Origin of the sequence: Nocardioides euryhalodurans (assembly GCF_004564375.1) — a bacterium.
GTDB lineage: Bacteria > Actinomycetota > Actinomycetes > Propionibacteriales > Nocardioidaceae > Nocardioides > Nocardioides euryhalodurans.
Map to the genome: position 1 here is coordinate 2,339,703 of NZ_CP038267.1, position 23,492 is coordinate 2,363,194.

General features: G+C 72.5%; 25 protein-coding genes. 9 read left to right on the top strand and 16 right to left on the bottom strand.

The window, feature by feature from the left end; all coding sequences use genetic code 11:
• Complete coding sequence (locus tag EXE57_RS11200) at positions 1–372, bottom strand: VOC family protein (protein ID WP_135077524.1); 372 nt, start codon at positions 370–372, stop codon at positions 1–3.
• 103 nt (positions 373–475) lie between these two features.
• Between EXE57_RS11200 and EXE57_RS11205 the strand changes: the two genes are divergently transcribed.
• Together EXE57_RS11205 and EXE57_RS11210 are read left to right on the top strand one after the other, a co-directional pair.
• The gene (locus EXE57_RS11205; protein ID WP_135077526.1) at positions 476–1,240 is read left to right on the top strand and encodes an ABC transporter ATP-binding protein; all 765 of its coding nucleotides are present in this window, start codon (positions 476–478) and stop codon (positions 1,238–1,240) included.
• A gap of 1 nt (position 1,241) precedes the next feature.
• A complete protein-coding gene (locus EXE57_RS11210; RefSeq protein WP_135077528.1) occupies positions 1,242–3,794 on the top strand; it encodes an ABC transporter permease in 2,553 nt (850 codons plus the stop codon).
• Positions 3,795–3,797: 3 nt separating this feature from the next.
• Here the strand turns inward: EXE57_RS11210 and EXE57_RS11215 are convergent, their stop codons facing one another.
• The gene (locus EXE57_RS11215) at positions 3,798–4,751 is read right to left on the bottom strand and encodes a helix-turn-helix transcriptional regulator (protein ID WP_135077530.1); all 954 of its coding nucleotides are present in this window, start codon (positions 4,749–4,751) and stop codon (positions 3,798–3,800) included.
• A gap of 56 nt (positions 4,752–4,807) precedes the next feature.
• Here EXE57_RS11215 and EXE57_RS11220 point away from each other — a divergent pair, with 56 nt between their 5' ends.
• Entirely contained in the window at positions 4,808–5,371 is a 564-nt protein-coding gene (locus tag EXE57_RS11220; protein WP_135077532.1) for a dienelactone hydrolase family protein, read from the top strand.
• Positions 5,372–5,482: 111 nt separating this feature from the next.
• Here EXE57_RS11220 and EXE57_RS11225 read toward each other — a convergent pair whose 3' ends face one another.
• From EXE57_RS11225 to EXE57_RS11255, 7 genes are all read right to left on the bottom strand, one after another.
• Positions 5,483–6,244, bottom strand: a complete 762-nt coding sequence (locus EXE57_RS11225) for an ABC transporter permease (protein WP_135077534.1) — start codon at positions 6,242–6,244, stop codon at positions 5,483–5,485.
• A complete protein-coding gene (locus EXE57_RS11230) occupies positions 6,241–7,011 on the bottom strand; it encodes an ABC transporter ATP-binding protein (protein WP_135077536.1) in 771 nt (256 codons plus the stop codon). The genes EXE57_RS11225 and EXE57_RS11230 overlap by 4 nt, the downstream gene beginning before the upstream one ends.
• The gene (locus EXE57_RS11235; protein ID WP_135077538.1) at positions 7,008–7,376 is read right to left on the bottom strand and encodes a DUF1048 domain-containing protein; all 369 of its coding nucleotides are present in this window, start codon (positions 7,374–7,376) and stop codon (positions 7,008–7,010) included. The genes EXE57_RS11230 and EXE57_RS11235 overlap by 4 nt, the downstream gene beginning before the upstream one ends.
• A gap of 1 nt (position 7,377) precedes the next feature.
• The gene (locus EXE57_RS11240) at positions 7,378–7,707 is read right to left on the bottom strand and encodes a PadR family transcriptional regulator (protein ID WP_135077540.1); all 330 of its coding nucleotides are present in this window, start codon (positions 7,705–7,707) and stop codon (positions 7,378–7,380) included.
• Between the two features lie 101 nt (positions 7,708–7,808).
• Positions 7,809–8,435: a DedA family protein gene (locus tag EXE57_RS11245; RefSeq protein WP_135077542.1), complete on the bottom strand. Its 627-nt coding sequence runs from the start codon at positions 8,433–8,435 to the stop codon at positions 7,809–7,811.
• Positions 8,435–9,649: an ATP-binding protein gene (locus tag EXE57_RS11250; RefSeq protein WP_135077544.1), complete on the bottom strand. Its 1,215-nt coding sequence runs from the start codon at positions 9,647–9,649 to the stop codon at positions 8,435–8,437. The genes EXE57_RS11245 and EXE57_RS11250 overlap by 1 nt, the downstream gene beginning before the upstream one ends.
• 64 nt (positions 9,650–9,713) lie before the next feature.
• Positions 9,714–9,983 carry a hypothetical protein gene (locus EXE57_RS11255; protein WP_135077546.1) on the bottom strand — a complete coding sequence of 90 codons (270 nt, stop codon included), beginning with the start codon at positions 9,981–9,983 and terminating at the stop codon, positions 9,714–9,716.
• Between the two features lie 96 nt (positions 9,984–10,079).
• Here EXE57_RS11255 and EXE57_RS11260 point away from each other — a divergent pair, with 96 nt between their 5' ends.
• Together EXE57_RS11260 and EXE57_RS11265 are read left to right on the top strand one after the other, a co-directional pair.
• A complete protein-coding gene (locus tag EXE57_RS11260) occupies positions 10,080–10,946 on the top strand; it encodes an Fpg/Nei family DNA glycosylase (RefSeq protein ID WP_135077548.1) in 867 nt (288 codons plus the stop codon).
• Complete coding sequence (locus EXE57_RS11265) at positions 10,943–11,293, top strand: rhodanese-like domain-containing protein (protein WP_244246792.1); 351 nt, start codon at positions 10,943–10,945, stop codon at positions 11,291–11,293. The genes EXE57_RS11260 and EXE57_RS11265 overlap by 4 nt, the downstream gene beginning before the upstream one ends.
• A gap of 73 nt (positions 11,294–11,366) precedes the next feature.
• Here EXE57_RS11265 and aat read toward each other — a convergent pair whose 3' ends face one another.
• A complete protein-coding gene (gene aat, locus EXE57_RS11270) occupies positions 11,367–12,050 on the bottom strand; it encodes a leucyl/phenylalanyl-tRNA--protein transferase (RefSeq protein ID WP_135077550.1) in 684 nt (227 codons plus the stop codon).
• A gap of 42 nt (positions 12,051–12,092) precedes the next feature.
• On the opposite strand from aat, the gene EXE57_RS11275 reads away from it, so the two are divergent.
• Entirely contained in the window at positions 12,093–12,773 is a 681-nt protein-coding gene (locus tag EXE57_RS11275) for an EcsC family protein (RefSeq protein WP_135077552.1), read from the top strand.
• On the opposite strand, the gene EXE57_RS11280 is transcribed toward EXE57_RS11275, so the two are convergent.
• From EXE57_RS11280 to EXE57_RS11305, 6 genes are all read right to left on the bottom strand, one after another.
• The gene (locus EXE57_RS11280; protein ID WP_135077554.1) at positions 12,734–13,942 is read right to left on the bottom strand and encodes a hypothetical protein; all 1,209 of its coding nucleotides are present in this window, start codon (positions 13,940–13,942) and stop codon (positions 12,734–12,736) included. The two genes, EXE57_RS11275 and EXE57_RS11280, sit on opposite strands and share 40 nt — an antisense overlap.
• Positions 13,939–15,054 (bottom strand): hypothetical protein, encoded by a 1,116-nt coding sequence (locus EXE57_RS11285; protein ID WP_135077556.1) that lies wholly within the window; start codon positions 15,052–15,054, stop codon positions 13,939–13,941. Before EXE57_RS11285 ends, EXE57_RS11280 begins: the two co-directional genes overlap by 4 nt.
• Complete coding sequence (locus EXE57_RS11290) at positions 15,051–16,139, bottom strand: hypothetical protein (protein WP_135077558.1); 1,089 nt, start codon at positions 16,137–16,139, stop codon at positions 15,051–15,053. Before EXE57_RS11290 ends, EXE57_RS11285 begins: the two co-directional genes overlap by 4 nt.
• Positions 16,136–17,095, bottom strand: a complete 960-nt coding sequence (locus tag EXE57_RS11295) for a hydroxymethylglutaryl-CoA lyase (protein WP_135077560.1) — start codon at positions 17,093–17,095, stop codon at positions 16,136–16,138. The genes EXE57_RS11290 and EXE57_RS11295 overlap by 4 nt, the downstream gene beginning before the upstream one ends.
• Entirely contained in the window at positions 17,092–18,966 is a 1,875-nt protein-coding gene (locus EXE57_RS11300; protein WP_135077562.1) for an acetyl/propionyl/methylcrotonyl-CoA carboxylase subunit alpha, read from the bottom strand. The genes EXE57_RS11295 and EXE57_RS11300 overlap by 4 nt, the downstream gene beginning before the upstream one ends.
• A gap of 92 nt (positions 18,967–19,058) precedes the next feature.
• On the bottom strand, positions 19,059–20,621 hold the full coding sequence (locus tag EXE57_RS11305) for a carboxyl transferase domain-containing protein (protein WP_135077564.1): 1,563 nt from the start codon (positions 20,619–20,621) through the stop codon (positions 19,059–19,061).
• Between the two features lie 254 nt (positions 20,622–20,875).
• On the opposite strand from EXE57_RS11305, the gene EXE57_RS11310 reads away from it, so the two are divergent.
• Genes EXE57_RS11310 through EXE57_RS11320 form a run of 3 tightly spaced genes read left to right on the top strand, consistent with a single transcriptional unit; the run spans position 20,876 to position 23,480 of the window.
• A complete protein-coding gene (locus EXE57_RS11310) occupies positions 20,876–21,520 on the top strand; it encodes an ABC transporter permease (RefSeq protein ID WP_135077566.1) in 645 nt (214 codons plus the stop codon).
• Complete coding sequence (locus EXE57_RS11315) at positions 21,517–22,686, top strand: ATP-binding cassette domain-containing protein (RefSeq protein WP_135077568.1); 1,170 nt, start codon at positions 21,517–21,519, stop codon at positions 22,684–22,686. Before EXE57_RS11310 ends, EXE57_RS11315 begins: the two co-directional genes overlap by 4 nt.
• Positions 22,686–23,480, top strand: coding sequence for an ABC transporter permease (locus EXE57_RS11320; RefSeq protein ID WP_135077570.1), 795 nt, complete (start codon positions 22,686–22,688; stop codon positions 23,478–23,480). Before EXE57_RS11315 ends, EXE57_RS11320 begins: the two co-directional genes overlap by 1 nt.
• Positions 23,481–23,492: the final 12 nt, after the last annotated feature.

Sequence of the window (23,492 nt, forward strand, 5' to 3'; positions counted from 1 at the left end):
TCATCGGCGCGGGCGCTGCTCCACCAGCCCCAGCAGGTTGCCCTCGGAGTCCCGCACGAAGGCCATCCACTCGTCGGTGCCGGCGGGGCCCAGGGTGTCGTCGTCGTGGCCGAAGATCACGTGCGGCTCCGACTCGACGGTGACTCCGCGCTCCCGCAGCCGGGCGACCGTCGCCTCGAGGTCCGGCACGCCGAGGTAGTGCAGCGCGGTGGGCGCGCCCCGGTCGAGCAGCAGCCGCAGCCCGCCGACGTCGAAGAAGACCAGCCCCGGCGGGTCGTACGTCGCGGAGGGCCCGACCCCGAGCAGGTCCGCGTAGAAGGCGGTGGCCCGGTCGAGGTCCGTGGCGCGCTGGGCGACCTGGATCATCCTCATGGGCTGATCGTAGGCACCCTCCACGGTCTCGGGGTCGGTCTCGGGGTCTCCTCCGGGTCGAATCCTGATTGCCGTGGGTCGGTCAGAGCGCCACGCTGGACCCATGACCACCACTCCCAGCGCGACCACGGTCCGCGACGTCGCCGCGAGCGCCCACGACCTGGTGAAGGTCTACGGCCACGACGAGGCCGAGGTCCGGGCCCTCGACGGGGTCAGCATCGACCTGTACGCCGGCGAGTTCACCGCCGTGATGGGCCCCTCGGGCTCGGGGAAGTCCACGCTCATGCACTGCATGGCGGCCCTGGACACCCCGACCAGCGGCGAGGCGAGCGTCGGGGGGACCACCCTGGGGTCGCTGCGCGACAAGGAGCTGACGAGGCTGCGACGGGAGAAGATCGGCTTCGTCTTCCAGGCCTTCAACCTGATCCCCACGCTGACGGCGCAGGAGAACATCACCCTGCCGCTGTCGCTCGCCGGACGCGACCCCGAGCCGGAGTGGTTCGACCGGGTCATCGACGCCGTCGGCCTGCGCTCGCGACTCGCGCACAAGCCGAGTGAGATGTCCGGCGGCCAGCAGCAGCGGGCGGCGTGCGCCCGCGCGCTCGTCAGCCGGCCCGCGATCGTCTTCGCCGACGAGCCGACCGGCAACCTCGACAGCACCAGCAGCGCGGAGGTGATGGGCTTCCTGCGGCGCAGCGTCGACGAGTTCGGGCAGACCATCGTGATGGTGACCCACGACCCCGTGGCGGCGGCGTGGACCGACCGGGTGGTCTTCCTGGCCGACGGCCGGATCGTGGAGGAGCTGCGCAACCCCGACCGCGACAGCATCCTCGCGACCATGGCCCGGCTCACGCCGCAGGTGGGCTGAGATGTTCCGTCTCACGCTGCGCGCCCTCCTGGCGCGCAAGGTCCGGCTGATCATGAGCACCCTCGCGATCGTGCTCGGCATCGGCTTCCTCACCGGGGTGCTGGTCTTCAGCAACGGCCTCGGCAGCACGTTCGACGGCATCATCAAGGGCTCGACCCCCGACGCGCTGGTGCGCCCGGCGGGCACCGGCTCCTTCGAGGCGGTCGGCTCCGGCAACAGCACCAGGTTGACGCCCGAGGACGTCGAGGCGCTCGCCGGCCTGCCCGAGGTCGAGCGGGCCGACGGCAACGTCGACGGCCTCGGGATGTACCTCCTCGACACCGAGGGCAAGCTGGTCGGTGGCCAGGGAGCGCCCACCATCGCCTTCAACTACAACGACACCCCGAACCTCCTCGACGAGCCGTCGCTCGAGCTGGTCTCCGGCGACTGGCCCGAGGGCCCGACCGACGTGGTGCTGGACACCGGCGCCGCGGAGAACGCCGGCTACGAGGTGGGCGACGAGGTCACGGTGATCGCCCCGGCCGGCGACTCGATCGAGAACGTGCGCAAGACGCTGACGATGACCGGCACCGCCGAGTTCAACGGTGGCGGCACCGCCGGCGCGATCCTGGTGATCTTCTCCACCGAGGGCGCGCAGCAGCTCTTCCTCGGCGGCGAGGACGTCTTCACCAGCGCCGCGCTCACGGCCGCGCCCGGTGTCACCCAGCAGCAGCTCGTCGACGCGGCCGACACGGTGGTGCCGGACGCGTACGAGGCGGTCAAGGGCGACACCGTGGCCGAGGAGTCCCAGGATGCCGTCGGGCAGTTCCTCGACGTGATCTCGACCTTCCTCATCGCCTTCGCGGTGATCGCGATCCTGGTCGGCGGCTTCATCATCGCCAACACCTTCAGCATCCTCGTCGCGCAGCGGATCCGGGAGCTGGCGCTGCTCCGGGCGCTCGGGGCGAGCCGCGTCCAGGTGCGCCGCTCGGTGCTGCTGGAGGCCGGGCTGATGGCGCTGCTCGGCGCCTCGATCGGCATCGGCCTCGGCCTGCTCCTGGCCCGCGCGCTGGCGACGCTCTTCCGCGAGTTCGGGCTGGACATCAACGCCGACGCCCTGGACCTGACCGGCACCACGATCGGCCTGGCGTACGGCGTCGGGCTGGTCGTCACCCTCGTCTCGGCCTTCCTGCCCGCCCGTCGCGCGTCGCGGGTCGCACCGGTCGCGGCAATGCGCGACGAGGCCGCCCCCGCGGAGGGGTCGCTGCGGCGGCGGGCCCTGATCGGGGCGGTCGTGATGCTGGCCGGGGTGGGCCTCGCGGCCGCGGGCATCCTCGGCGCCCCCGGCAACGACGCGATCTGGATCGGCGCCGCCGCGGTGATCTGGATCCTCACGGCGGCGGTCATCAGCCCCGTGCTGGGCCACCCGCTGCTGGTCGCGTGCCGAGCCATCTTCGGCAAGGTGTTCGGGACCACCGGCCGGCTCGCCGGGGAGAACGCGCTGCGCAACCCGCGCCGGACCGGAGCGACCGCCTCCGCCCTGATGATCGGGCTGGCCCTGGTCTCCGCGGTCGGCACGCTGGCGGCCTCGCTGAGCGCCACCAGCGACGAGCTGGTCGACGACCAGTTCGCGGCCGACTTCTTGGTCCAGTCCGCCAGCTTCCAGAGCTTCCCCACCGGGATCGGCGACGACATGGCCGAGGTCGAGGGCGTCGACATCCTCACGCGCGACCAGTTCACGCCGGCCCTCGTCGACGGCGACCCCAACGCGATCCTGGGCGTCGACCCGGCCTACGGCCAGATCTACACGCTCGACGTCATCGAGGGGACCCAGGAGCTGGGCGACGACGAGGCGGTCCTGACCGACGACGCGGCGCGCGACTACGGGGTCGGCCTCGGCGACAGCCTGGAGCTGGCCTTCCCGGGCGAGCAGTCGGCCTCGGTCGAGGTGGTCGGGATCATCGAGCCCACCCCGGTCGTCGGGTCCGTCAACGTGCCGCTGCAGGTGCTCGAGGACATGGGCATCAACCGCACCGACACCTCGCTGAGCATCAACCTCGTCGACGGCGCCGACCGGGCCGAGGTGCAGGCCGAGCTCGAGGACGTCATCGCCGACGTCCCGATCGTGAGCGTCCAGGACAAGGAGCAGTTCGCCGAGAGCATCAAGGGCCAGATCAACCAGCTGCTCTACATGATCTACGGCCTGCTGGCGCTGGCGATCGTGATCGCGGTGATCGGCATCGTCAACACCCTGGGACTCAGCGTGATCGAGCGGACCCGCGAGATCGGGCTGCTGCGGGCCGTCGGCCTCTCCCGGCCCCGGCTGCGGCGGATGGTGACGCTGGAGTCGGTGACGATCTCGGTCATGGGCGCGGTCCTCGGCATGGCGATCGGCCTCGTGATCGGGGTGCTGCTGCGCGAGGCCCTCAAGGAAGACCTGACCGTGCTCAGCCTGCCGATCGCGAGCCTGCTGCTCTTCCTCGGCATCGCGGTGCTGTTCGGGGTGCTCGCCGCGGTGGTGCCGGCGATCCGGGCGTCTCGGATGAAGGTGCTCGACGCGATCGCGACCGAGTAGGGCTCACCCCTCGGCGGCGGCCACCATCCGCTCGCCGAGGGTGCGCACCGCGGCCCTGACCTCCTCGCCCCGGACCACGCGCCACGACACGGTGAGCTGCGCGAGCATCTCGGCGTACGACGTGATGTTGTCGGTCGTGCCGACCAGCCGGGTCGTGCCGTCGTCGACCGCCTCGAGCCGGCCCAGACCCCGGGGAAGCCAGCGCGCCAGGTCGGACAGCGGGGCGTCCAGCTCGAGCTCGACCTCGTGCGACCAGCCGGAGGCCAGGTGCTCCTCCAGCACCACCACGGGGTCGAGGTCCTCGGGCGGGGTGAACAGGGTGTCGAGCGGCTCGACGTGCCGCACCCGGTCGACACGGTAGGCCCGCACCGCACCCGAGGACAGGGCGTGGCAGAGCAGGTACCAGCGTCCGTGGCGCACCACGACCGCCCACGGCTCGACGTCGACGTCGAACTCGGTTCCCCGCGCCGAGCGGTAGCCCACCCGGGTCACCCGCGACTCGGCGCAGGCGGCCACGAGCGCCACGGTGGTGGTCGGGTCGGGCCGCACCGCGCCACCGTCGGGGGCCGGGGCCACCGTCCGGCGTACGGCCTCGGCCTGGGCGGCGACCCGCTCCGGGAGGGCGCGCAGCAGCTTGCCGAGCGCACTGCCGACGGGCTGGGTCGGCTCGCTGGCCGCGTGGTGCCCGTCGAGGACCGCCATCACCAGGCCGAGCGCCTCCTCGGGGCTGAACATCAGCGGCGGCAGTCGCAGCCCCCGGCCGAGCCGGTAGCCACCGGCGCGGCCGCTGACCGACGAGACCGGGATGCCGGCCTCGCGGAGGATCGCGACGTAGCGGCGGGTGGCTCGCTCGGTGACGCCGAGCCGGGAGGCGAGTCGTTCGGCGGTGATGCCCGGCTGGCCCTGGAGCAGCTCCAGCGTGAGCAGCGCACGGGCGGTGGGACTGGTCTCGGCCACGGCGATCTCCCAACCCGGAAGCGGAACGTCCGCAAAGGAGTCTACGGTCTCCTCCCATGACCGAGATCGTGCTCTTCCACCACATCCAGGGACTCACCGACGGCGTGCGCGCCTTCGCCGACCGGCTCCGCGCCGGCGGCCACACCGTGCACACCCCCGACCAGTTCGAGGGCCGCACCTTCGACTCGCTCGAGGCGGGCGAGGCCTACTGCTCCGAGGTCGGCTTCGCCGACGTCCGCGACCGCGGGCTCCGCAACGCCGAGGGCCTCCCGGCCGAGGTCGTGTACGCCGGCTTCTCGCTCGGCGTGATGCCGGCGCAGCAGCTGCTGCAGACCCGGCCCGGCGCCCGGGGCGGGCTGTTCTACCACGGCTTCGCCGACCCGACGTACTTCGGAGAGTGGCCCGGGCTCCCCGTCCAGCTGCACGCCATGGCGGGCGATCCGTTCTATGAAGAGGACCGTGAGGCCGCCGAGGCCGCAGCCGCCGCCCACGCCGACCTCGAGCTGTTCGTCTACCCCGGCGACGCCCACCTGTTCACCGACAGCTCCCTGGACGTCTACGACGCCGCGGCCACCGACCTGGTGGTCGAGCGGTCGTTGGCGCTGCTCGCCCGGCTCTGACACCGGACCGGAGGTGGTGACCGCCCACCGGACTGGATGGTCCGCCGCCGTTGACGCCTCCGGCGAGCCGAAGATGACGCATCGGGCGGCGGACCATCGAGAACCTGGGCCTCAGGCGACCTTGCGCCTGTACGACGCCATGGCGAGGCCGTACGCGACCACGAGGATGCCGAGGCACCAGCCGAGGGCGACCCAGATGTCACTGCTCACCGGCTGCTGGGTGACGAGGTCGCGGACGGTGTCGACGATCGGCGTCACGGGCTGGTTCTCGGCGAAGGCGCGCACCGGGCCGGGCATCGAGTCGGTCAGCACGAAGGCCGAGCTGATGAAGGGCAGGAAGATGATCGGGTACGAGAACGCGCTCGCGCCCTCCACCGAGCTGGCCGACAGCCCGGCGATGACCGCGATCCAGGTCAGGGCCAGGGTGAACAGCCCCAGGATCCCCGCCACCGCGAGCCACGCCTGCAGTCCCGCGCCCGACCGGAAGCCCATGAGGACCGCGACGAGCACGACGACCACGACCGAGACCAGGTTGGCGACCATCGAGGTCAGCACGTGCGCCCAGAGCACCGACGAGCGCGCGATCGGCATCGACTGGAAGCGCTCGAAGACGCCGCTCTGCATGTCCAGGAAGAGCCGGTAGGCCGTGTAGGAGATGCCCGAGGCGATCGTGATCAGCAGGATGCCGGGCAGCAGGTAGTCGACGTAGGCGCCCGAGCCGGTGTCGATCGCGCCGCCGAACACGTAGACGAACAGCAGCATGAAGGCGATCGGCATCACGGCGGTCGTGATGATGGTGTCGGGGCTGCGGGCGACGTGGCGCAGGGACCGTCCGAGCAGGACGGCGGTGTCACCGAGGAAGTGCGTGGTCATTGTGGGTCCTCACTGGTCACGCCGACGACGGCGAGGAACACGTCCTCGAGGGTCGGCTGCTTCTCGACGTACTCCACCTCGGCCGGCGGCAGCAGCCGCTTCAGCTCGGCGAGGGTGCCGTCGGCGATGATCCGTCCCTCGTGGAGGATCGCGATCCGGTCGGCGAGCTGCTCTGCCTCGTCGAGGTACTGCGTGGTGAGCAGCACCGTCGTGCCCTGGCCGGCCAGCTCCCTCACGCAGCTCCACACCTCGACGCGGGACTGGGGGTCGAGCCCGGTGGTCGGCTCGTCCAGGAAGATCACCGGCGGGTCACCGATGAGGCTCATGGCGATGTCGAGGCGGCGGCGCATCCCTCCGGAGTACGTCGACACCCGGCGTCCTCCCGCGTCCGCGAGCTGGAAGCGGGCGAGCAGGTCGTCCGCGATCCCGCCAGCGCCCTTGAGGTGTCGCAACCGGGCCACCAGCACGAGGTTCTCCCGCCCGGTGAGGGCCTCGTCCACGGCCGCGAACTGCCCGGTCAGGCTGATCGACTGCCGGACGTCGGACGCCTGGGTGACCACGTCGTAGCCGTCGACGGTCGCGCTCCCCGCGTCGGCGCGGAGCAGCGTGGACAGGATCTTCACGACCGTGGTCTTGCCGGCACCGTTGGAGCCGAGCAGCGCGAAGATGCTGCCCCGCGCCACGTCGAGGTCCACGCCGCTCAGCACCTGCAGGTCGCCGTAGGACTTCTCGAGGGCCTGCACCCGGACGGCCGCGCCGACGCTCATGGCTGCTCCCCCCGCTCCGCGTCGTCGACCGCCTTGACCAGGCGGGCGCGCTCCTTGTCGATCCACTGCCTGCCGGCGTAGGAGTGGACGAAGGTCTCGCCGAACTCCACGGGGTCCTCGCCGACGATCGCGCGTACCGGGGTCCCGTCGACGGCGGCCCGCTCCCACAGGTCGGCGAAGTCGCCGAGCATGCTGATCAGGGTGTCGCCGTCGGTGATGCCGCCGTAGTACATGAAGTACCGCTCGTACGCCTTGGCCGTCGAGCCGTACGGCTCGGGCAGGGCCTCGATGCGCGCCTTGTGCTGCTTGTACTGCTTCTTCTGCTCGAGCGACCCGGTCAGGGTCTCGAGCCACTTCGCTGCCATCTCAGTGGCCTCCTTCGCGGAGCTGTTCGAGCCGTTCCGAGAGGAAGCTCCAAGTCCTCCAGAACTCTTCGAGGTAGTCCTGCCCCTGCGGGTTGAGGGAGTACACCTTGCGCGGCGGCCCCTTCTCCGAGGGGACCTTCTCCACGTCGACGAGCCCGCGCTGCTCGATCCTGACGAGCAGCGCGTAGACGGTGCCCTCGGCGATGTCGGTGAAGCCCTTCTCCCGCAGCCAGGACGTGATCTCGTAGCCGTACGCGGGCCGGCCGGAGAGGATCGCGAGCACGATGCCCTCCAGCGTCCCCTTGAGCATCTCCGTCACCTGCTTGCCCACCGGAACACCTCCTCCTTCGACTACTCAGTGTCATTGACTACCAGTACATAGTGACACTGAATAGCCCGGCGTGCAAGCACACACCGGGACCAGGAGTCGGATCAGTCGCGCGAGGAGGCGGTGCTGCGCACGCGGTGCCGGATCCGGCGGGCCGCGAAGACCACGACCGCGATGGCGAGCAGTACGTAGACCACCCGCGAGGCGTCGCCGACGTACTGCTCCACGAGGTGCCACTGCGACCCGAGCAGGTAGCCGGAGACGATGAGCCCGGTGTTCCAGACGGCGCTGCCCAGCAGCGTGAACAGGAGGAACTCCCACAGCGGCATCCGGTCGACCCCGGCGGGGATCGAGACCAGGCTGCGGACGCCGGGCACCAGCCGGCCGAAGAGGACGGCGGAGCGGCCGTGGCCCCGGAACCAGTCCATCGCCCGGGTGACGTCGGAGCCCTGGACCAGCGGCAGCCGGTCGGCGAGGGCGATGATGCGCTGCACGCCCCAGGCGACGCCGGCCCAGTAGAGGAGCAGCGCACCGACCAGCGACCCGATGGTGGCCCACACGACGGCGGCGACCACCGTGTAGTAGCCCTTGCTGGCGGTGACCCCCGCGAGCGGCAGCACGACCTCGGAGGGGACGGGCGGGAAGACGGTCTCCAGCGCGGTGGCCACGCCGACGCCGGGCGCACCGATCACCCGCATCAGCGAGACGACCCAGTCGAGGACGGACTCCATCAGGCGTGCTCGCGCAGGTAGCGCCCGAAGTGCGGCACCGTGAAGGCGATCCGGCCGCGCTCGCCGGAGTAGATCAGGCCCTTCTTGAGCAGCGCGTCCCGTGCGGGCGAGAGCGACTGCGGCTTCTTGCCCAGCACCGTGGCCACGTCGGCGGTCGGCACGCTCTCGACGTCGTCGAGCACGCCCTCGCCCGACTCGGCGATCGCCACCGCGGCGTCCGCCATCGCACGGAGGTAGTCCCGCTCCCCCGGCGTCGCCCGCTCGAAGCGGGAGCCGAAGAAGCCCACCGCCAGCTCGGCCTCGGCCTCCGGAGCCGCGACGGCCACGTCGTCGGCGGTGATCGGCGAGCGCGGGGCGCGGTCCCAGACCGCCTTGCCGTAGGCCTGGATGAAGTACGGGTAGCCGCCGGTCGCGGCGTACATCGCCTCGAGCGCGTCGACCGCGTAGGCGGCGTCCTCGTCCTCGGCGGGCGCGCTGAGCGCCCGGTCGGCCGCCTCCCGGGGCAGCCGGTCGATGCGCTGGTAGCGGAAGAGCCGTTCGGAGTAGGACTTGCTGGCGCTCAGCACCGCGGGGAGGTGGGGCAGCCCGGCGCCGACCACGATCACCGGCAGCCCCGACTGGCTGATCTCGTGGCAGGCCGCACAGAGGGCGGAGACGTCGTCGGGGCCGAGGTCCTGCATCTCGTCGATGAAGACGGCGATCCCCTTGCCCTCGTCGGCGGCGAGGCCACCCAGGTCGGTGAACAGCTCCACCAGGTCGATCTCGATGTCACCCGAGTCGGCGCGGCCCTTGACGGCCGGGACGTCGATGCCGGGGTTCCACTGCTCGCGCAGCTTGGCCGTGGGGCCGGCCTCGCGCTGGGCGAAGGAACGGATCACGCCGAGCACGTGGGAGACCGACTCCTCGTCGCGGTGGCCGAGCTCGCGGACGGCCTGGTGCAGGGCGCTCGACAGCGGCCGGCGCAGCGACTGGTCGGGCCGGGCCTCGAGCTTGCCGGTGCCCCAGCGACGGCGTACGGCGGCGCTGCGCAGGGCGTTGAGCAGCACCGTCTTGCCCACGCCGCGCAGCCCGGTCAGCACCAGCGACCGCTCGGGACGCCCCTTGGCCACGCGTTCGAGCACGACGTCGAACATGGTCAGCTGCTCGTCGCGGCCGGCCAGCTCGGGAGGGCGCTGCCCGGCGCCGGGGGCGTACGGGTTCCGGATCGGGTCCACGATGGGACCGTATCCGGGTGTCTAGCGCGGACCCTAGACAGGGCCGGGTGTGTCGGGGCGGCCGTCAGGCCGTCTGACCGGTGGCCCGGGCCGCGCGCAGCGGGCGGGTCGGGGCGTGGCGGTAGGCAGAGTCCAGCCCGGCCCGGAGCGCCTCGATCAGGTCGGGGACCTCCTCGACGGCCAGCCGGAACGAGCCGGCGCAGACGTTGTCGCGCCACAGGGACAGCACGACCAGCCCCGACTCGTGGTGCCAGGAGACCCGCAGCGCGCGGTCGTCCCCGCGGGCGTCGAGGTAGATCGACCCCGTCCTCGGGAGCGGCCGGGCGGCTGGCATGGAGCCATTGTGCTCCGCGTCACCCAGCCGCGGTAGTGGTCCGGGGTAAAGGCGACGCAGCGCGTGATCCTTCAGCCGTCTCCTAGAATCGCCCACGTGCCGGAGCTGCCCGAGGTGGAGGCGCTGGCCCTGGACCTGAAGGGCCGGCTGACCGACCGCGCGATCGTCAAGGTCCACGTGGCCGCGTTCAGCGCCCTCAAGACCTTCGACCCGCCGCTGCAGGCGCTCGAGGGCGCGATGGTCGAGGACGTCACCCGCCACGGCAAGTTCCTCGACATCGACGCCTCCGGCACCCACCTCGTCCTCCACCTCGCCCGCGCCGGCTGGGTCCGGTGGCGCGACGAGGTCCCGGAGCTGCCGCCCAAGCCGTCGAACAAGTCGCCGCTCGCGCTCCGGGTCGTCCTCGACGACCAGAGCGGCCTCGACATCACCGAGGCAGGCACCAAGAAGAGCCTCGCCGCGTACGTCGTCCGCGACCCCGGCGACGTGCGCGGGATCGCCTCGCTCGGACCGGACCCGCTCGTCGACGAGTTCACCGTCGAGGCGTTCCGCAAGATCCTCACCGAGGCCGGTCGCGCCCAGGTCAAGGGCGTGCTGCGCCACCAGGGCACCATCGCGGGGATCGGCAACGCCTACTCCGACGAGGTGCTCCACGCCGCGCGGATGTCGCCGTTCAAGCCGGCCTCCTCCCTGACGGAGGAGGAGTCGCAGACGCTCTACGACGCGATCCGTACGGTGCTCGGCGACGCCGTCGACCGCTCGCGCGGGCTCCACGCCAGCGAGCTGAAGGGCGAGAAGAAGTCCCATCTCGCCGTCCACGGCCAGACCGGCAAGCCGTGCCCGGTGTGCGGCGACACCGTGCGCGAGGTCAGCTTCGCCGACTCCAGCCTCCAGTACTGCCCGACCTGCCAGACCGGCGGCAAGCCCCTCGCCGACCGCCGGATGTCCCGACTGCTGAAGTGAGAGCCCCCGTGCACCTGCCCGTCCCCACCGTGACCGTCGACGACCTCCCCCAGCCCCTGCCCGGGGAGATCACGCTCCTCGACGTCCGCGAGCAGGTCGAGTGGGACCACGGCCACATCGACGGCGCGACCCACCTGCCGCTGATGGAGCTCGTGGCACGTGTCGACGAGGTGCCGTCCGGCCGCGTGGTCGTGGTCTGCAAGGTGGGCGCCCGGTCCGCGCAGGCCACCGCCTACCTCAGCCAGCAGGGCCACGACGTCGTCAACCTCGACGGCGGGATGCTCGAGTGGGCCGCCGCCGGGCGGCCGATGGTGAGCGCGACGGGTCGCCCGCCCCAGGTGGTCTGACCCGCGCCGTTTTCCGATGGTCCGTCGCCCGATGCGTCATCGGCGGCTCTTCGGAGGCGTCTTCGGCGGCTGACTATCCGGCACGGGGGCGTTCGAGCAACGCCGGCAGCGGGAGCTCCAGCGCCGCCGCCAGCCGCGCGAGGTACGTCGGTCGCGGCAGCTCGACCACGCCCAGGCTGACGAGGTGGTCGGTGGCCCACTGCACGTCGAGCAGCCGTCCCTCGGCGTGTTCGTCGCTGAGCAGGTCGACCAGCCCGAGCAGCGCGACCTTGGAGGCGTCGGTCTCCCGGTGGAACATCGACTCGCCGGCGAAGAGGCCCCCGATGGCGACGCCGTACAGCCCGCCGGCCAGCCGGCCCTCGTGCCACGCCTCGACCGAGTGCACCCAGCCCAGCTCGTGGAGGGCCAGGTAACCGGCCTTGACGTCGTCGTCGATCCAGCCGTCCGGGCGGCGCGGGTCGCCGCACGCGTCGATCACCTCCGCGCACGCGGTGTCGACGCGGATCTCGAACCGCCGCGCCGAGCGGCGCAGCGAGCGAGGCCGCCGCAGCCCGGCCAGCGGCAGCACCCCCCGCTCGACCGGGCTCCACCAGCCGACGGTGCCGCCCGGGTGCGGCATCGGGAACAGGCCGGCCCGGTAGGCCGCGAGCAGGGTGCCGGGCTCGAGGTCGGCCCCCACCGCCACCAGGTCGTCGTCCGGCCACACCTCCGCCGGCGGGAAGCCCCACGGGGTCGGGGGCGGCTCGACGGCGGGCATGGGGACGAACCTAGTCACCCGGTCCGCCCGTACGATCGAGGCATGAGTGCGATGGGATCGATCTCCAAGCGGCTGGCTCCCCGGGTGACCGAGCTGGCGCCGGAGCTCACCACCACCTTCGTGCGCGAGGCGCTGGCCCGGGCCATCGAGGGGGTCGGCCCGCTCCCGCCCGCGGCCAGGGCGGCCGACAAGCAGCTCAAGGAGCAGGACGGCGACGTCGAGCGCGCGGTCCACGAGGTCATCGAGAACCACGTCCGGCTCGCGGGCGCGCAGGGCTTCGTCACCAACCTCGGAGGCCTCGTCACGGCGACCGTCATGATCCCCGCCAACATCACCGGGCTCGCGCTCATCACCTGCCGGATGATCGCCGGGATCGCCCACCTGCGGGGCTACGACCTCGACGACCCCCGCACCCGCAACGCGATCCTCGTCTGCCTCCTCGGCGAGGACACCGTGAAGACCATGGTGAAGAGGAAGGAGATCCCGGCGCCCCCGATGGCGATCGCGACGGCTCCCGCCCACGACGCCGACGTCGACAAGATCATCTCCGCGATCGTGGCCTCCGACCTGATCACCAAGGTGGCCGGCAAGCGGCTCGCGACGTCGGTCGCACGACGGGTGCCGGTGCTGGGCGGCGTGGTCGGCATGGGTGCCGACGGCTTCTCGACGTGGCGGGTCGGGCGCTACGCCGACCGCGAGCTCCTGCCCCGCAACCGCCGGTAGGCGCCCAGCAGCTTGCGACCGGCCGTGCTGTGCTGCAGCGCCCGCACCGTCTTCTCGCGCAGGCGGTACGTCGGTCGCAGGTAGCTGCGCTCGAGGGCCGACTCGGTCTCCCCGAGGCGGCGGGCGAGGTCCTGCTCCGAGCGCAGCAGCCGCGCGTTCTCGACCAGCAGCGCGGTGAGCGCGTCGACGGCCGCGTCGGCCACCTGTGCCTCGTCGGGACGGTCGGGGTCGGCGTACGTCGTGGGCGGCGTGCCGACCAGGTCGTCGAGGTCGCCCACCACGTCGTAGCCGCGCTCCCGGATGGTGGCGATCCACGAGTCCGTGGTCGCCGCGACCCACGCGTGCTCCTCGGGCGGGAGCGTCAGCCGCGGCGAGCCGCGGCGTCGCGACAGCGTCTGGTGGGCGAGCAGCTCGCGCACCAGGGGCCGGTAGGCGTCGGGCGGGACCAGGTCGGTGGCCTGCCGGTTGAGCCGGCGCAGCAGGGCCGTCTCGGGGACGCCGAGGGACGGGTTGGCGCGCTCGGCGGTCTGGTCGAGGTCGAGCCCGTCGAGGCCGAAGGCCGCGCTGAACCGCCGCCACAGCAGGTCGGGGTCACCGCCGGGCGGCGGCACCGTCACCAGGTGCACCCGCTCGGGTGGCAGGTCGCGCGCCCACCGGTCGAGGATGTCGGGGACCTCCTGCACCCCCCAGAACCACGGCGCGACGCCCTGCGAGCGCGACGGGTCGCGCAGCTGGGCGAGGAAGGTGCCGAAGTCGAGCACCCGGCGGTGCTTGACGTTCTCCTGCCACTCGGCGGGGATCTGGCGGACCAGGTCGCGGACCGAGAGCACCACGTGGATCTCGGTGTCGGGGTGGCCGAGGGAGGCCAGCGCCCGCTCGGCCTGCCCGCGCGAGGCGGTGGCGAGGATCTCGTGGCTGATGATCGCGGTGCCGTCGTGGCGGCGCACGCCCTCGGCCAGCCGCTCCCAGGCGCCCACGCACTCGTCCTCGAGCCCGCCCCACCGCAGCTGCATCAGGTCGAGCGCCGCCAGGAAGTGGGCGTCGAAGCGGTCGGCGAGGTAGAGCAGCCCCTGCTCGCGCAGCCGGTCCCGGTTGCGGAACAGCACGTCCTGGAGGTGGGAGGTCCCGGTCTTGGGCGTGCCCACGTGCAGCAGCACCCTGCGACTCACGATTCCTCCTCGGCCCGACCAGTGGGGCCGGTCTCCGTCAGCAGCAGCCGGATGCCGGCCGCCAGCGTGTCCCGCGGCCGCACCGTCTCGGCTCCCGGCCGGTCGACCCGGAGCAGGCGCTCGGGGTCACCGTGGACAGGGTAGCGCCGGGGGGCCGCGTGGATGCGCGCCAGGACCTGCGTGGCGTGCTCGTCGACCCACGCCCGGTGCGCCGGGGGCACGACGAGGGGCGGGCCGTCGATCGTCGCGAGCATCGGCCGCAGCACCTCGCCCACCACGGCGTGACGTGTCTCGGGCGGCACGACGGGCCGGAGCGCGCCCACGACCCGGCGGCCGAGGTCGACCGCGGCGGCGGCGTAGGTCGGGGGCGGCGGCAGCGGTCGGCGGAGCCCGGCGAGGCGCGGGGCGAGCGCGGGGTCGGTGACCACGTGCACCCCGCGGGCGCCCGGGATCGCCAGCCCGGCCTGCGCCGACCGGAGCACGTCGGCGCGGACGGGGAGCCGGTCGCGGACGACCCGCTGGGCCCACCACTCCGACCACGGGACGATGCCGCCGCCGAGCGCGGCGTGGGTCCACAGGTCGGTCAGCATCCGCCCGGCGTCGGCCGCCATCACGATCACCCGACCGCCGTGCGGGGCGGGTGGCCGGCCGTGCGCCACGAGGTGGCGGCGTACGTCCCGGGCCAGCTCGGGGTCGCCGTGGAGGTGGTAGCGGACCGCCCACGGCCGTCTCCGCCCGACCCGGGGCCGGGGAGGCGTGACGGTGGACAGCCGCTGGGCGAGGACCACGGCCGCCAGCTCGGCGAGCTCCTCGGCCGGGAGGTCGACGGGGTCGACGGGGCGCGGCCCGTGGTCGGGCACGGGCGCGCCGCCGGTCAGCGGCAGGGCCGGGCGGTGACGACGGGGCGGGTCGGCGGCGAGCACCTGCCCGGCGAGCGCCGGCGACACGGGGCGTACGTCGTTGAGCAGCCGGAGCAGCTCCAGCTGCTGCGCCCCGGGGAGGAAGGGTGCCGCGGGCTCGGCGGTGCCGGCCCAGCTGCGCCACGGCGTGGTCCCGCCGTCCCGCAGGTGGGCGACCCACCCCCAGGCGCGGGCGGTGCCCGGGTCGCTCACCGCAGCCGCAGCCGCTCGGCGTTGGCGCGGACCCGGGCGCGGAGCGTGCTGCCGGGGTCCGGGCGCTGCGCCGCCTCGACCGTCATCGCGGCGAGGGCGTTGACCGAGACGCGAAGCCGCTTGCGGGGCGGCACGCGATCAGGGTCGTGCCACTTCTCCGTGCCCGGCCGGACCGCCCGCAGCTCCTCGACGTCGCCGACGACGTCGATGCCGGACTGCTGGATCCACTCGATCCAGGTGCCGGTCAGCTGGTCGACCCAGTCGTAGGAGGTCGGCGGCAACGTGATCCGCGGCGACTTGCCCTCGACGAGGACGTTCTCCGCCAGCATCGAGCGGATCAGCCCGTCGTAGGCCGCCTCGCGCCGGACGCCGCGGTCGAGCTGCTTGTTGAGCCGGCGCAGCACGGCCGTCTCGGCGACGCCGAGCGACTCGTTGGCGCGGGTGCTCTGCTCGGGCGCCCACGCGGGGTCGATCCCGACCACCCGGCAGAACCGGTGCCACAGGTCGTCGTCGGGGGCGCTCCGGCCGGACTGCGGGACCGTGATCAGGTGGACGTTCTCTGGCGGGACGTGGGCACCCCACGTGCCGAGCACCGAGGGGATGTCGAAGGCCCGCGAGAACCACACCCGGCCCCGTTCCATCCGGCGCACGAAGCGGTCGTAGCGCCAGCGCCGGCCCTGCTTGATGCTCTCCTGCCACGCCGCTGGAACCTGCCGGCCGAGGTCGCGGGCGGTGTAGACGACGTGGACGTCGGGGCCGAGGTCGTTCATGGCCCGCGCCACGTGCTCGGGCTTGGCCGGGGCGAGGATCTCGTGGCTGACCACGACGGTGCCGGAGCGGCGCTGCACCCGGCGTACGAGGGCATCCCAGCTGCCCTCGGCATGGCCCGGTGCGCCGCCCCAGTCCTGGCCGAGCAGGTCGAGGGCCGCCCGGAAGTGGAAGAGCCCCGGGCTGACCAGCGGGGAGCGGCTCGGGAAGTGGACGCCGTGCGAGGCCAGCGCGGAGGCGTTGACGCTCAGCCGGTCCTGGAGATAGGTGGTGCCGGTCTTGGGAGCTCCGATGTGGAGGTAGACCGTGGGACTCATGCGGGCGATTCTGCCGTACCGCTCCCGAGCGCCCGCACCACGGCCGAGGGACTGGGGCGCCCCAGCTCACCGGCGACCCACACGCTGGTTGCCACCAGGGCATCGAGGTCGACGCCGTGCTCGATCCCCAGGCCGGTGAGCATCCAGACCAGGTCCTCGGTGGCGAGGTTGCCGGTGGCGCTGTGGGCGTAGGGGCAGCCGCCGAGGCCGCCGGCGCTGGCGTCGAAGGTGGTGATGCCGCACTCGAGGGCGGCGTACGCGTTGGCGAGCGCCTGGCCGTAGGTGTCGTGGAAGTGCATCGCGAGCTGGTCGGTCCGCATGCCCGCGGCGAGGAAGCCGTCGACGAGCGCGCGCACGTGACCGGCCGTGCCGACGCCGATGGTGTCGCCCAGGCTGAGCTGGCTCGCGCCCAGGTCGAAGAGCAGCCGCCCGACGTCGACGACCTGCGCCACGGGGACCTCGCCCTCCCACGGGTCGCCGAAGCACATGGAGACGTACGCCCGCACGTCGAGGCCGGCGTCGCGCGCCCGGCGCACGGTCGGCTCGAACATCGCGAACTGCTCGTCCAGGCCGCGGTTGAGGTTGCGCTGCGCGAAGGTCTCGGTGGCCGAGCCGAAGATCGCGACGTGGCGCATCCCCAGCTCGAGGGCACGGTCGAGGCCGCGCTCGTTGGGGACCAGGACCGGCAGGTCGCGCGCCGTGTCGCCCAGCTCGTCGACCAGCGACGTCATCAGCTCGGCGGCGTCGGCGAGCTGCGGGACCCACCGCGGGTGGACGAACGAGGTCGCCTCGACGACCGGCAGCCCGGCCGCCAGCAGCCGGCGCACGAACTCCGCCTTGACCTCGACCGGCACGGTCGCCGACTCGTTCTGCAGCCCGTCGCGCGGGCCGACCTCGTAGATGGTGACCCGCTCGGGCAGACCGTCGCGGGTGACGCGGCTCGGCAGTGGGTTCACGAGGGCTCCTCCCCGGGCGCGACGACGAACAGCGTGGCGCCCAGCGCGACCTGCTCGCCGGCAGCGGCGCCGACCTCGGTCACGGTGCCCGCGAAGGGCGCCTTGAGGGCGAGCTCCATCTTCATCGCCTCCATCGCACCGAGCACCTGCCCCTCCTCGACCTCGTCGCCGACCGCGACGTGGACGTCGAGCAGGGTGCCGGGCATCGGACTCGTGATCGTCCCGTCGCCGGTGCCTGGCCCGTGGTCGGCGAACGCGTCGGCCGGCTCGAAGACGTGCCGGTGCCCCTCCCAGGCCACCTCGAGCACGTGCGGCTGCACGTTGACCACGGCGCGGACGCGCCGCCCGTCGACGTCGACCTCGAGGACGTGGTCGGCCGCCGACAGCTGGCGGACGGGCGTCCCGTCGACGGTGCCGGCACCCCGGTCGACCACGACGGGACGGTCGAGCTCGACCACGGTCGGGGCCGGCGTGGCGCCGAGCCGGAAGCCGTCGGACTGGAAGGCGTGGCCGGTGTCGGCGGCGCTGATCATCGCCGAGGTCCACGCGACCAGCAGCCGGGGCAGGGAGTCGTCGGGCGCCGGGACCTCTGCCGCGTCCAGCCACGCCGTGTCGATGACGGCGTCGCGGAACTCGTCGGTGGCGAGCAGGGCCCGCAGGAAGCCGGTGTTCGTCGTCAGCCCGAGGATCGCGGTGCCGTCGAGCGCGGAGACGAGGTTGCGACGCGCCGCCTCGCGGTCGGCGCCGTGGGCGATCACCTTGCCCAGCATCGGGTCGTACGCCGTGGAGACCACCTGCCCCGGCTCGAGCGCGTGGTCGACGCGCACGTCCTCGGGCCAGCGGACCAGGCTGGTCGTGCCGGCCTGCGGCAGGAAGCCTCGATAGGAGTCCTCGGCATAGACCCGGGCCTCGATCGCGTGCCCGTCGAGGCGTACGTCGGTCTGGCTGATCTCCAGCGGCTCCCCGGCCGCGACCTTCAGCTGGAGCTCGACGAGGTCGAGCCCGGTGACGAGCTCGGTGACGGGGTGCTCGACCTGGAGCCGGGTGTTCATCTCCAGGAAGTAGAACTCGCCGGTCGCGTTGTCGAGCAGGAACTCGACGGTCCCGGCGTTGACGTAGCCCGCCTCGCGCGCCAGGTCGACGGCCGCGGCGGTGATGGCCGACCGCTGCTCGTCGGAGAGCGTCGGAGCCGGCGCCTCCTCCAGCACCTTCTGGTGACGACGCTGCGTCGAGCAGTCGCGCTCGAACAGGTGGAGCACCGTGCCGTGGGTGTCACCGACCACCTGGACCTCGATGTGGCGGCCGGACTCGACGTACTTCTCCACGAGCAGCGTGTCGTCGCCGAAGGCGCTGCGGGCCTCACGTCCGGCCGCCGCGAGGGCGTCGGCGAGGTCGTCCACCGACCGCACCACGCGCATGCCCTTGCCGCCGCCGCCTGCCGCGGCCTTGACGAGGACGGGGTAGGCGAAACCGGACGGGTCGTCGTCGAGCCCGTACGACGGCACGACCGGGACCCCGGCCGCGACCGCGACCTCGCGGGCCCGGTCCTTGCGCCCCATCGCGTCCATCACCTCCGCGGAGGGTCCGACCAGCGTGAGGCCGGCATCGGCCACGGCACGTGCGAACGCGGCGCGCTCGGAGAGGAAGCCGTAACCGGGGTGCACGTGCGTGCAGCCGCGGGCGAGCGCGGCCGAGACGACGGCGTCGATGTCGAGGTAGCTCGTCACCGCGACGGCCTCGTCGCAGGCGCGGACGTGGGGAGCCGACAGGTCGACGTCGGAGTGCAGCGCGACGGTCGGGACGCCCAGCCGGCGGGCGGTGCGGGCGATCCGGACGGTGATCTCGCCGCGGTTGGCGATCAGGAGCTTCATCGGTCGGCCGCCTCTCCCCGGGGCCTCGGGGTCCCCATGGCGTTGTTCGCGGAGGAGCGGAGCGGGAGAGCGGAGAACGTCATGGGGTGAGATCACATCCGGAAGATGCCGTAGGAGGGGTCGGGCACGGGCGCCTGGGCCGCGGCGGCCAGGCCCATCCCCAGCACCCGGCGGGTGTCGGCAGGGTCGATGACGCCGTCGTCCCAGAGGCGGGCGGTGGCGTAGTAGGGCGAGCCTTGGTGCTCGTACTGGTCGCGGATCGGCGCCTTGAACGACTCCTCGTCCTCGGCCGACCACTCCTCGCCCCGGGCCTCGAGCCCGTCGCGGCGGACGGTCGAGAGCACGCTGGCCGCCTGCTCGCCGCCCATCACCGAGATCCGGGCGTTGGGCCACATCCAGAGGAAGCGCGGGTCGTAGGCCCGCCCGCACATGCCGTAGTTGCCGGCGCCGAACGAGCCGCCGATCACGACGGTGAACTTCGGCACCACGCTGCAGGCCACCGCGGTCACGAGCTTGGCGCCGTCGCGGGCGATGCCGCGGTTCTCGTACTCGCGGCCGACCATGAAGCCGGTGATGTTCTGCAGGAACACCAGCGGGATGCCGCGCTGGTTGCACAGCTGGATGAAGTGGGCGCCCTTGAGCGCGGACTCGCTGAAGAGGATGCCGTTGTTGGCGACGATGCCGACCTCGTGGCCCCAGATCCGCGCGAAGCCGCAGACCAGGGTCTCGCCGTAGAGCTGCTTGAACTCGTGGAAGCGGCTGGCGTCGACCACGCGGCGGATCACCTCGCGCACGTCGTACGGCGTCCGGGTGTCGCTGGGCACCACGTCGTAGAGCGTCGCCGGGTCCTCGTGGGGCTCCTCCGGCTCGACGGGGGGCCGACCCCGGGTGACGCCGCGCGGCAGCGTGTCGACGATGGACCGCACGATCGACAGCGCGTGGGCGTCGTCCTCGGCGAGGTGGTCGACGACGCCGGAGGTGCGGGCGTGGACGTCGCCACCGCCGAGCTCCTCGGCGGTGACGACCTCGCCGGTCGCCGCCTTCACCAGCGGCGGACCGCCGAGGAAGATCGTGCCCTGCTCCTTGACGATCACGGACTCGTCCGACATCGCCGGGACGTACGCCCCACCGGCCGTGCACGAGCCCATGACGCTGGCGATCTGCGGGATGCCGCGGCCGGAGAGGTTGGCCTGGTTGAAGAAGATCCGGCCGAAGTGCTCTCGGTCGGGGAAGACCTCGTCCTGCATCGGCAGGAAGGCGCCGCCGGAGTCGACCAGGTAGACGCAGGGGAGGTGGTTGTCGGAGGCCACGGTCTGCGCACGCAGGTGCTTCTTGACGGTGATCGGGTAGTAGGTGCCGCCCTTGACGGTCGCGTCGTTGGCGACGACCACGCACTCGCGCCCGCTGATCCGCCCGATGCCGGTCACGATCCCCGCGCTCGGGACGGCGTAGGCGTCGTCGGCGTCCCGGCCGTACATGCCGTACGCCGCCAGCGGGCTCAGCTCGAGGAACGGGCTGCCCGGGTCGAGCAACCGGTCGACCCGCTCGCGGACGAGCAGCTTGCCGCGGTCGGTGTGCTTCTGGCGGGCGCTCTCCGAGCCACCCTGTCGCGCGGTGGCGAGGCGCTCGCGCAGCTCCTCGACGAGATCCTTCATGCCGGTCACCCTGACAGGTTAGCGATCGTTAACCTCGCGTGCCACGTCCGGGGCACCGTCGCCGCGGACCTGGTGGGCGCAGCCCGCCGGTGTCACGAACCGGAAACGATCGCACGCTTTCCGACGTCACAGGGCGCCAACGGCGGCAACCGTCGTCTACGGTGACACGACCGACCCCGCCTCCCACGGGCCACCAGCCTGGCGTACGAGGGTCACCGCACGATGACCACCGCCCGCTCATGCGCTGGAGGACCGTGACCTTCGCCGAATACCTCGCCAACAGCTACGACAACCTCATCGAGCTCTCGCTCGAGCACATCCAGCTGGTCCTCGTCTCGATGGGGATCGCGATCCTGGTCGGCCTGCCGCTGGGCGTGCTGGCCCACCGCCGTCGCTTCACCCGGGCGCCGATCCTCAGCGCCACGTCCTTCTTCCTGACCCTGCCCTCGCTGGCCCTCTTCGCGATCTTCGTCCCGATCTTCGGGCTCGGCGCACCGCCCGCGATCGCCGGTCTCACCCTCTACGCGCTGCTGCCGATCGTGGCCAACACCATCGCCGGCCTGAGCTCGGTGGATCCCGCGATCGTCAAGGCGTCGAGCGGGATGGGCATGGGGTCGGCCCGCCGGCTGCTGCAGGTCGAGATGCCGCTGGCATGGCCGGTGATCATCACCGGCATCCGCGTGTCCACGCAGGTCGTGGTCGGCATCGCCGCCATCGCGGCCCTCGTGGGCGGTCCCGGACTGGGCCAGGAGATCTTCCGCGGCATCCGTTCGGTCCCCAACGCCAACGCCCCGAACCTGATCTACGGCGGCACCCTGGCCGTGGTCGTGCTGGCCCTGCTCTTCGACGCCGCCTTCGTCCTGATCCGCCGACTGACCACCTCGCGAGGTATCCGATGACCGAGACCATGATCGAGCTGGTCGAGCTGACCAAGCAGTTCCCCGGCCAGAAGCAGCCCGCCGTCGACCGTCTCAGCCTGTCGGTGCCCCGCGGCGAGATCGTGGTGCTGGTCGGCCCGTCGGGCTGCGGCAAGACCACGTCGATGGAGCTGGTCAACCGGCTGATCGAGCCCACCTCGGGTCACATCGTGCTCGACGGCGAGGACGTCACGAGCGCAGATCCCGACCAGCTCCGGCGCCGGATCGGCTACGTCATCCAGGAGACCGGCCTCCTCCCCCACCGCACCATCGCCCAGAACATCGCGACCGTGCCCAAGCTGAACGGCTGGGACAAGGGCCGGATCGGCGAGCGGGTCGACGAGCTGCTCGGGCTGGTCGGCATGGACCCCGGGACCTACCGCTCCCGCTACCCCAAGGAGCTCTCCGGCGGCCAGCGGCAGCGGGTGGGCGTGGCGAGGGCGATGGCAGCCGACCCGCCGGTGATGCTGATGGACGAGCCGTTTGGCGCCATCGACCCGATCACCCGCGAGCGGCTGCAGAACGAGTTCCTGCGCCTGCACCAGCAGATCCGGAAGACGGTCATCTTCGTCACCCACGACATCGACGAGGCGATCAAGATGGGGGACAAGATCGCGGTCCTGCGCGACCAGTCGCACGTCGCCCAGTTCGACACCCCGGAGAACATCCTCACCAGCCCGGCCGACGACTACGTCGCCGACTTCATCGGTGCCGGCGCCTCCCTCAAGCGGCTGAACCTCTCGCGGGTCCGCGACCTGGAGGTGACCTCCGACGCGCCCACCGGCGCGACCACGGAGGACCCCGCCGTGCTGCAGCGCCGGCTCGGCGACTCCGACTGGTCGGCGATGCTGCTCCTCGACGGGGAGCGACGGCCCTCCCGCTGGGTCACTGCCGGCGACCTGCGACGCGACGAGCCGCTGGACCGCGTGGGCCTCCCGGCCCGGGCCCTCGTCGAGCCGCACGCCACGCTGGCCGACGCCCTCAACGAGCTGATCACCTCCAACGGAGGCTGCGCGATCATCGTCGACGGCCGCGGCGCCTACCAGGGCATCGTCGACCTCGAGACGATCATGGCCGCGGTCCGGACGATGCGTGACCAGCACGCCGCCTTCTACCTCGCGCAGAAGTCGCACGCCGAGGGGGCCTGATGGCCGCCCTCGAGACCGCCACCTCCGCCGACGTCGCGGCCACCAGCCGGGTCGCCGCACCCTCGCACCGCCCGACGCCGCTCGAGTGGTGGGGGATGCCCGTGTTCCTGCTGGTGGTCGGCACCGCGACGTACCTCTGGATCAGCTCGCAGGACCTCGACTCGATCGAGGCCCGGGTGCTCAGCCGCGACGTCCTCGTCGAGCGCACCATCGAGCACATCCAGCTCACGCTGGTCTCCACGGTGATCGTGCTGCTCATCGCGATCCCGCTGGGGATCGTGCTCAGCCGGCGCTGGGCGCGTCCGGCCGTGCCCGTCGTGCTGGGGATCGCCAACATCGGCCAGGGCGTCCCGTCGATCGGGCTGCTCGCCGTCATCTTCGTGGCCTTCGGGAGCCTCGGCTTCACGCCGGTGGTCATCGGCCTCGTCGCCTACTCCACGCTCCCGATCCTCCGCAACACCCTGGTCGGCCTGCAGCAGGTCGACCCGAGCCTGATCAAGGCGTCCCGCGGCATGGGGATGTCCCCCCTCGGCGTGCTCCGCCGGGTGGAGCTCCCGCTCGCCGTCCCGGTCATGTTCGCGGGCCTGCGCACCGCCCTGGTGATCAACGTCGGCACCGCCACGCTCGCGACCTTCTTCGGAGCCGGCGGCCTCGGCTACGTCATCTTCAGCGGCATCGGGCTCAACCGCGACACGATCCTGGTCGTCGGGGTCGTGCTGGTCTCGGGCCTGGCCCTCCTCGTCAGCTACCTCGCCGGGATGGCCGGCCGGTTGCTGGCGCCCCGCGGGCTCTGACGAGCCCCTCGA

Coding starts and splice junctions, on each gene's coding strand:
- EXE57_RS11300 (WP_135077562.1), bottom strand. CDS start 18,966: ATGAAGCTCCTGATCGCCAACCGCGGCGAGATCACCGTCCGGATCGCC.
- EXE57_RS11320 (WP_135077570.1), top strand. CDS start 22,686: ATGGCCGCCCTCGAGACCGCCACCTCCGCCGACGTCGCGGCCACCAGC.
- EXE57_RS11235 (WP_135077538.1), bottom strand. CDS start 7,376: ATGGCAGCGAAGTGGCTCGAGACCCTGACCGGGTCGCTCGAGCAGAAG.
- EXE57_RS11220 (WP_135077532.1), top strand. CDS start 4,808: ATGACCGAGATCGTGCTCTTCCACCACATCCAGGGACTCACCGACGGC.
- EXE57_RS11255 (WP_135077546.1), bottom strand. CDS start 9,983: ATGCCAGCCGCCCGGCCGCTCCCGAGGACGGGGTCGATCTACCTCGAC.
- EXE57_RS11305 (WP_135077564.1), bottom strand. CDS start 20,621: ATGAAGGATCTCGTCGAGGAGCTGCGCGAGCGCCTCGCCACCGCGCGA.
- EXE57_RS11210 (WP_135077528.1), top strand. CDS start 1,242: ATGTTCCGTCTCACGCTGCGCGCCCTCCTGGCGCGCAAGGTCCGGCTG.
- aat (WP_135077550.1), bottom strand. CDS start 12,050: ATGCCCGCCGTCGAGCCGCCCCCGACCCCGTGGGGCTTCCCGCCGGCG.
- EXE57_RS11245 (WP_135077542.1), bottom strand. CDS start 8,435: ATGGAGTCCGTCCTCGACTGGGTCGTCTCGCTGATGCGGGTGATCGGT.
- EXE57_RS11230 (WP_135077536.1), bottom strand. CDS start 7,011: ATGAGCGTCGGCGCGGCCGTCCGGGTGCAGGCCCTCGAGAAGTCCTAC.
- EXE57_RS11205 (WP_135077526.1), top strand. CDS start 476: ATGACCACCACTCCCAGCGCGACCACGGTCCGCGACGTCGCCGCGAGC.
- EXE57_RS11290 (WP_135077558.1), bottom strand. CDS start 16,139: ATGAGTCCCACGGTCTACCTCCACATCGGAGCTCCCAAGACCGGCACC.
- EXE57_RS11225 (WP_135077534.1), bottom strand. CDS start 6,244: ATGACCACGCACTTCCTCGGTGACACCGCCGTCCTGCTCGGACGGTCC.
- EXE57_RS11200 (WP_135077524.1), bottom strand. CDS start 372: ATGAGGATGATCCAGGTCGCCCAGCGCGCCACGGACCTCGACCGGGCC.
- EXE57_RS11315 (WP_135077568.1), top strand. CDS start 21,517: ATGACCGAGACCATGATCGAGCTGGTCGAGCTGACCAAGCAGTTCCCC.
- EXE57_RS11275 (WP_135077552.1), top strand. CDS start 12,093: ATGAGTGCGATGGGATCGATCTCCAAGCGGCTGGCTCCCCGGGTGACC.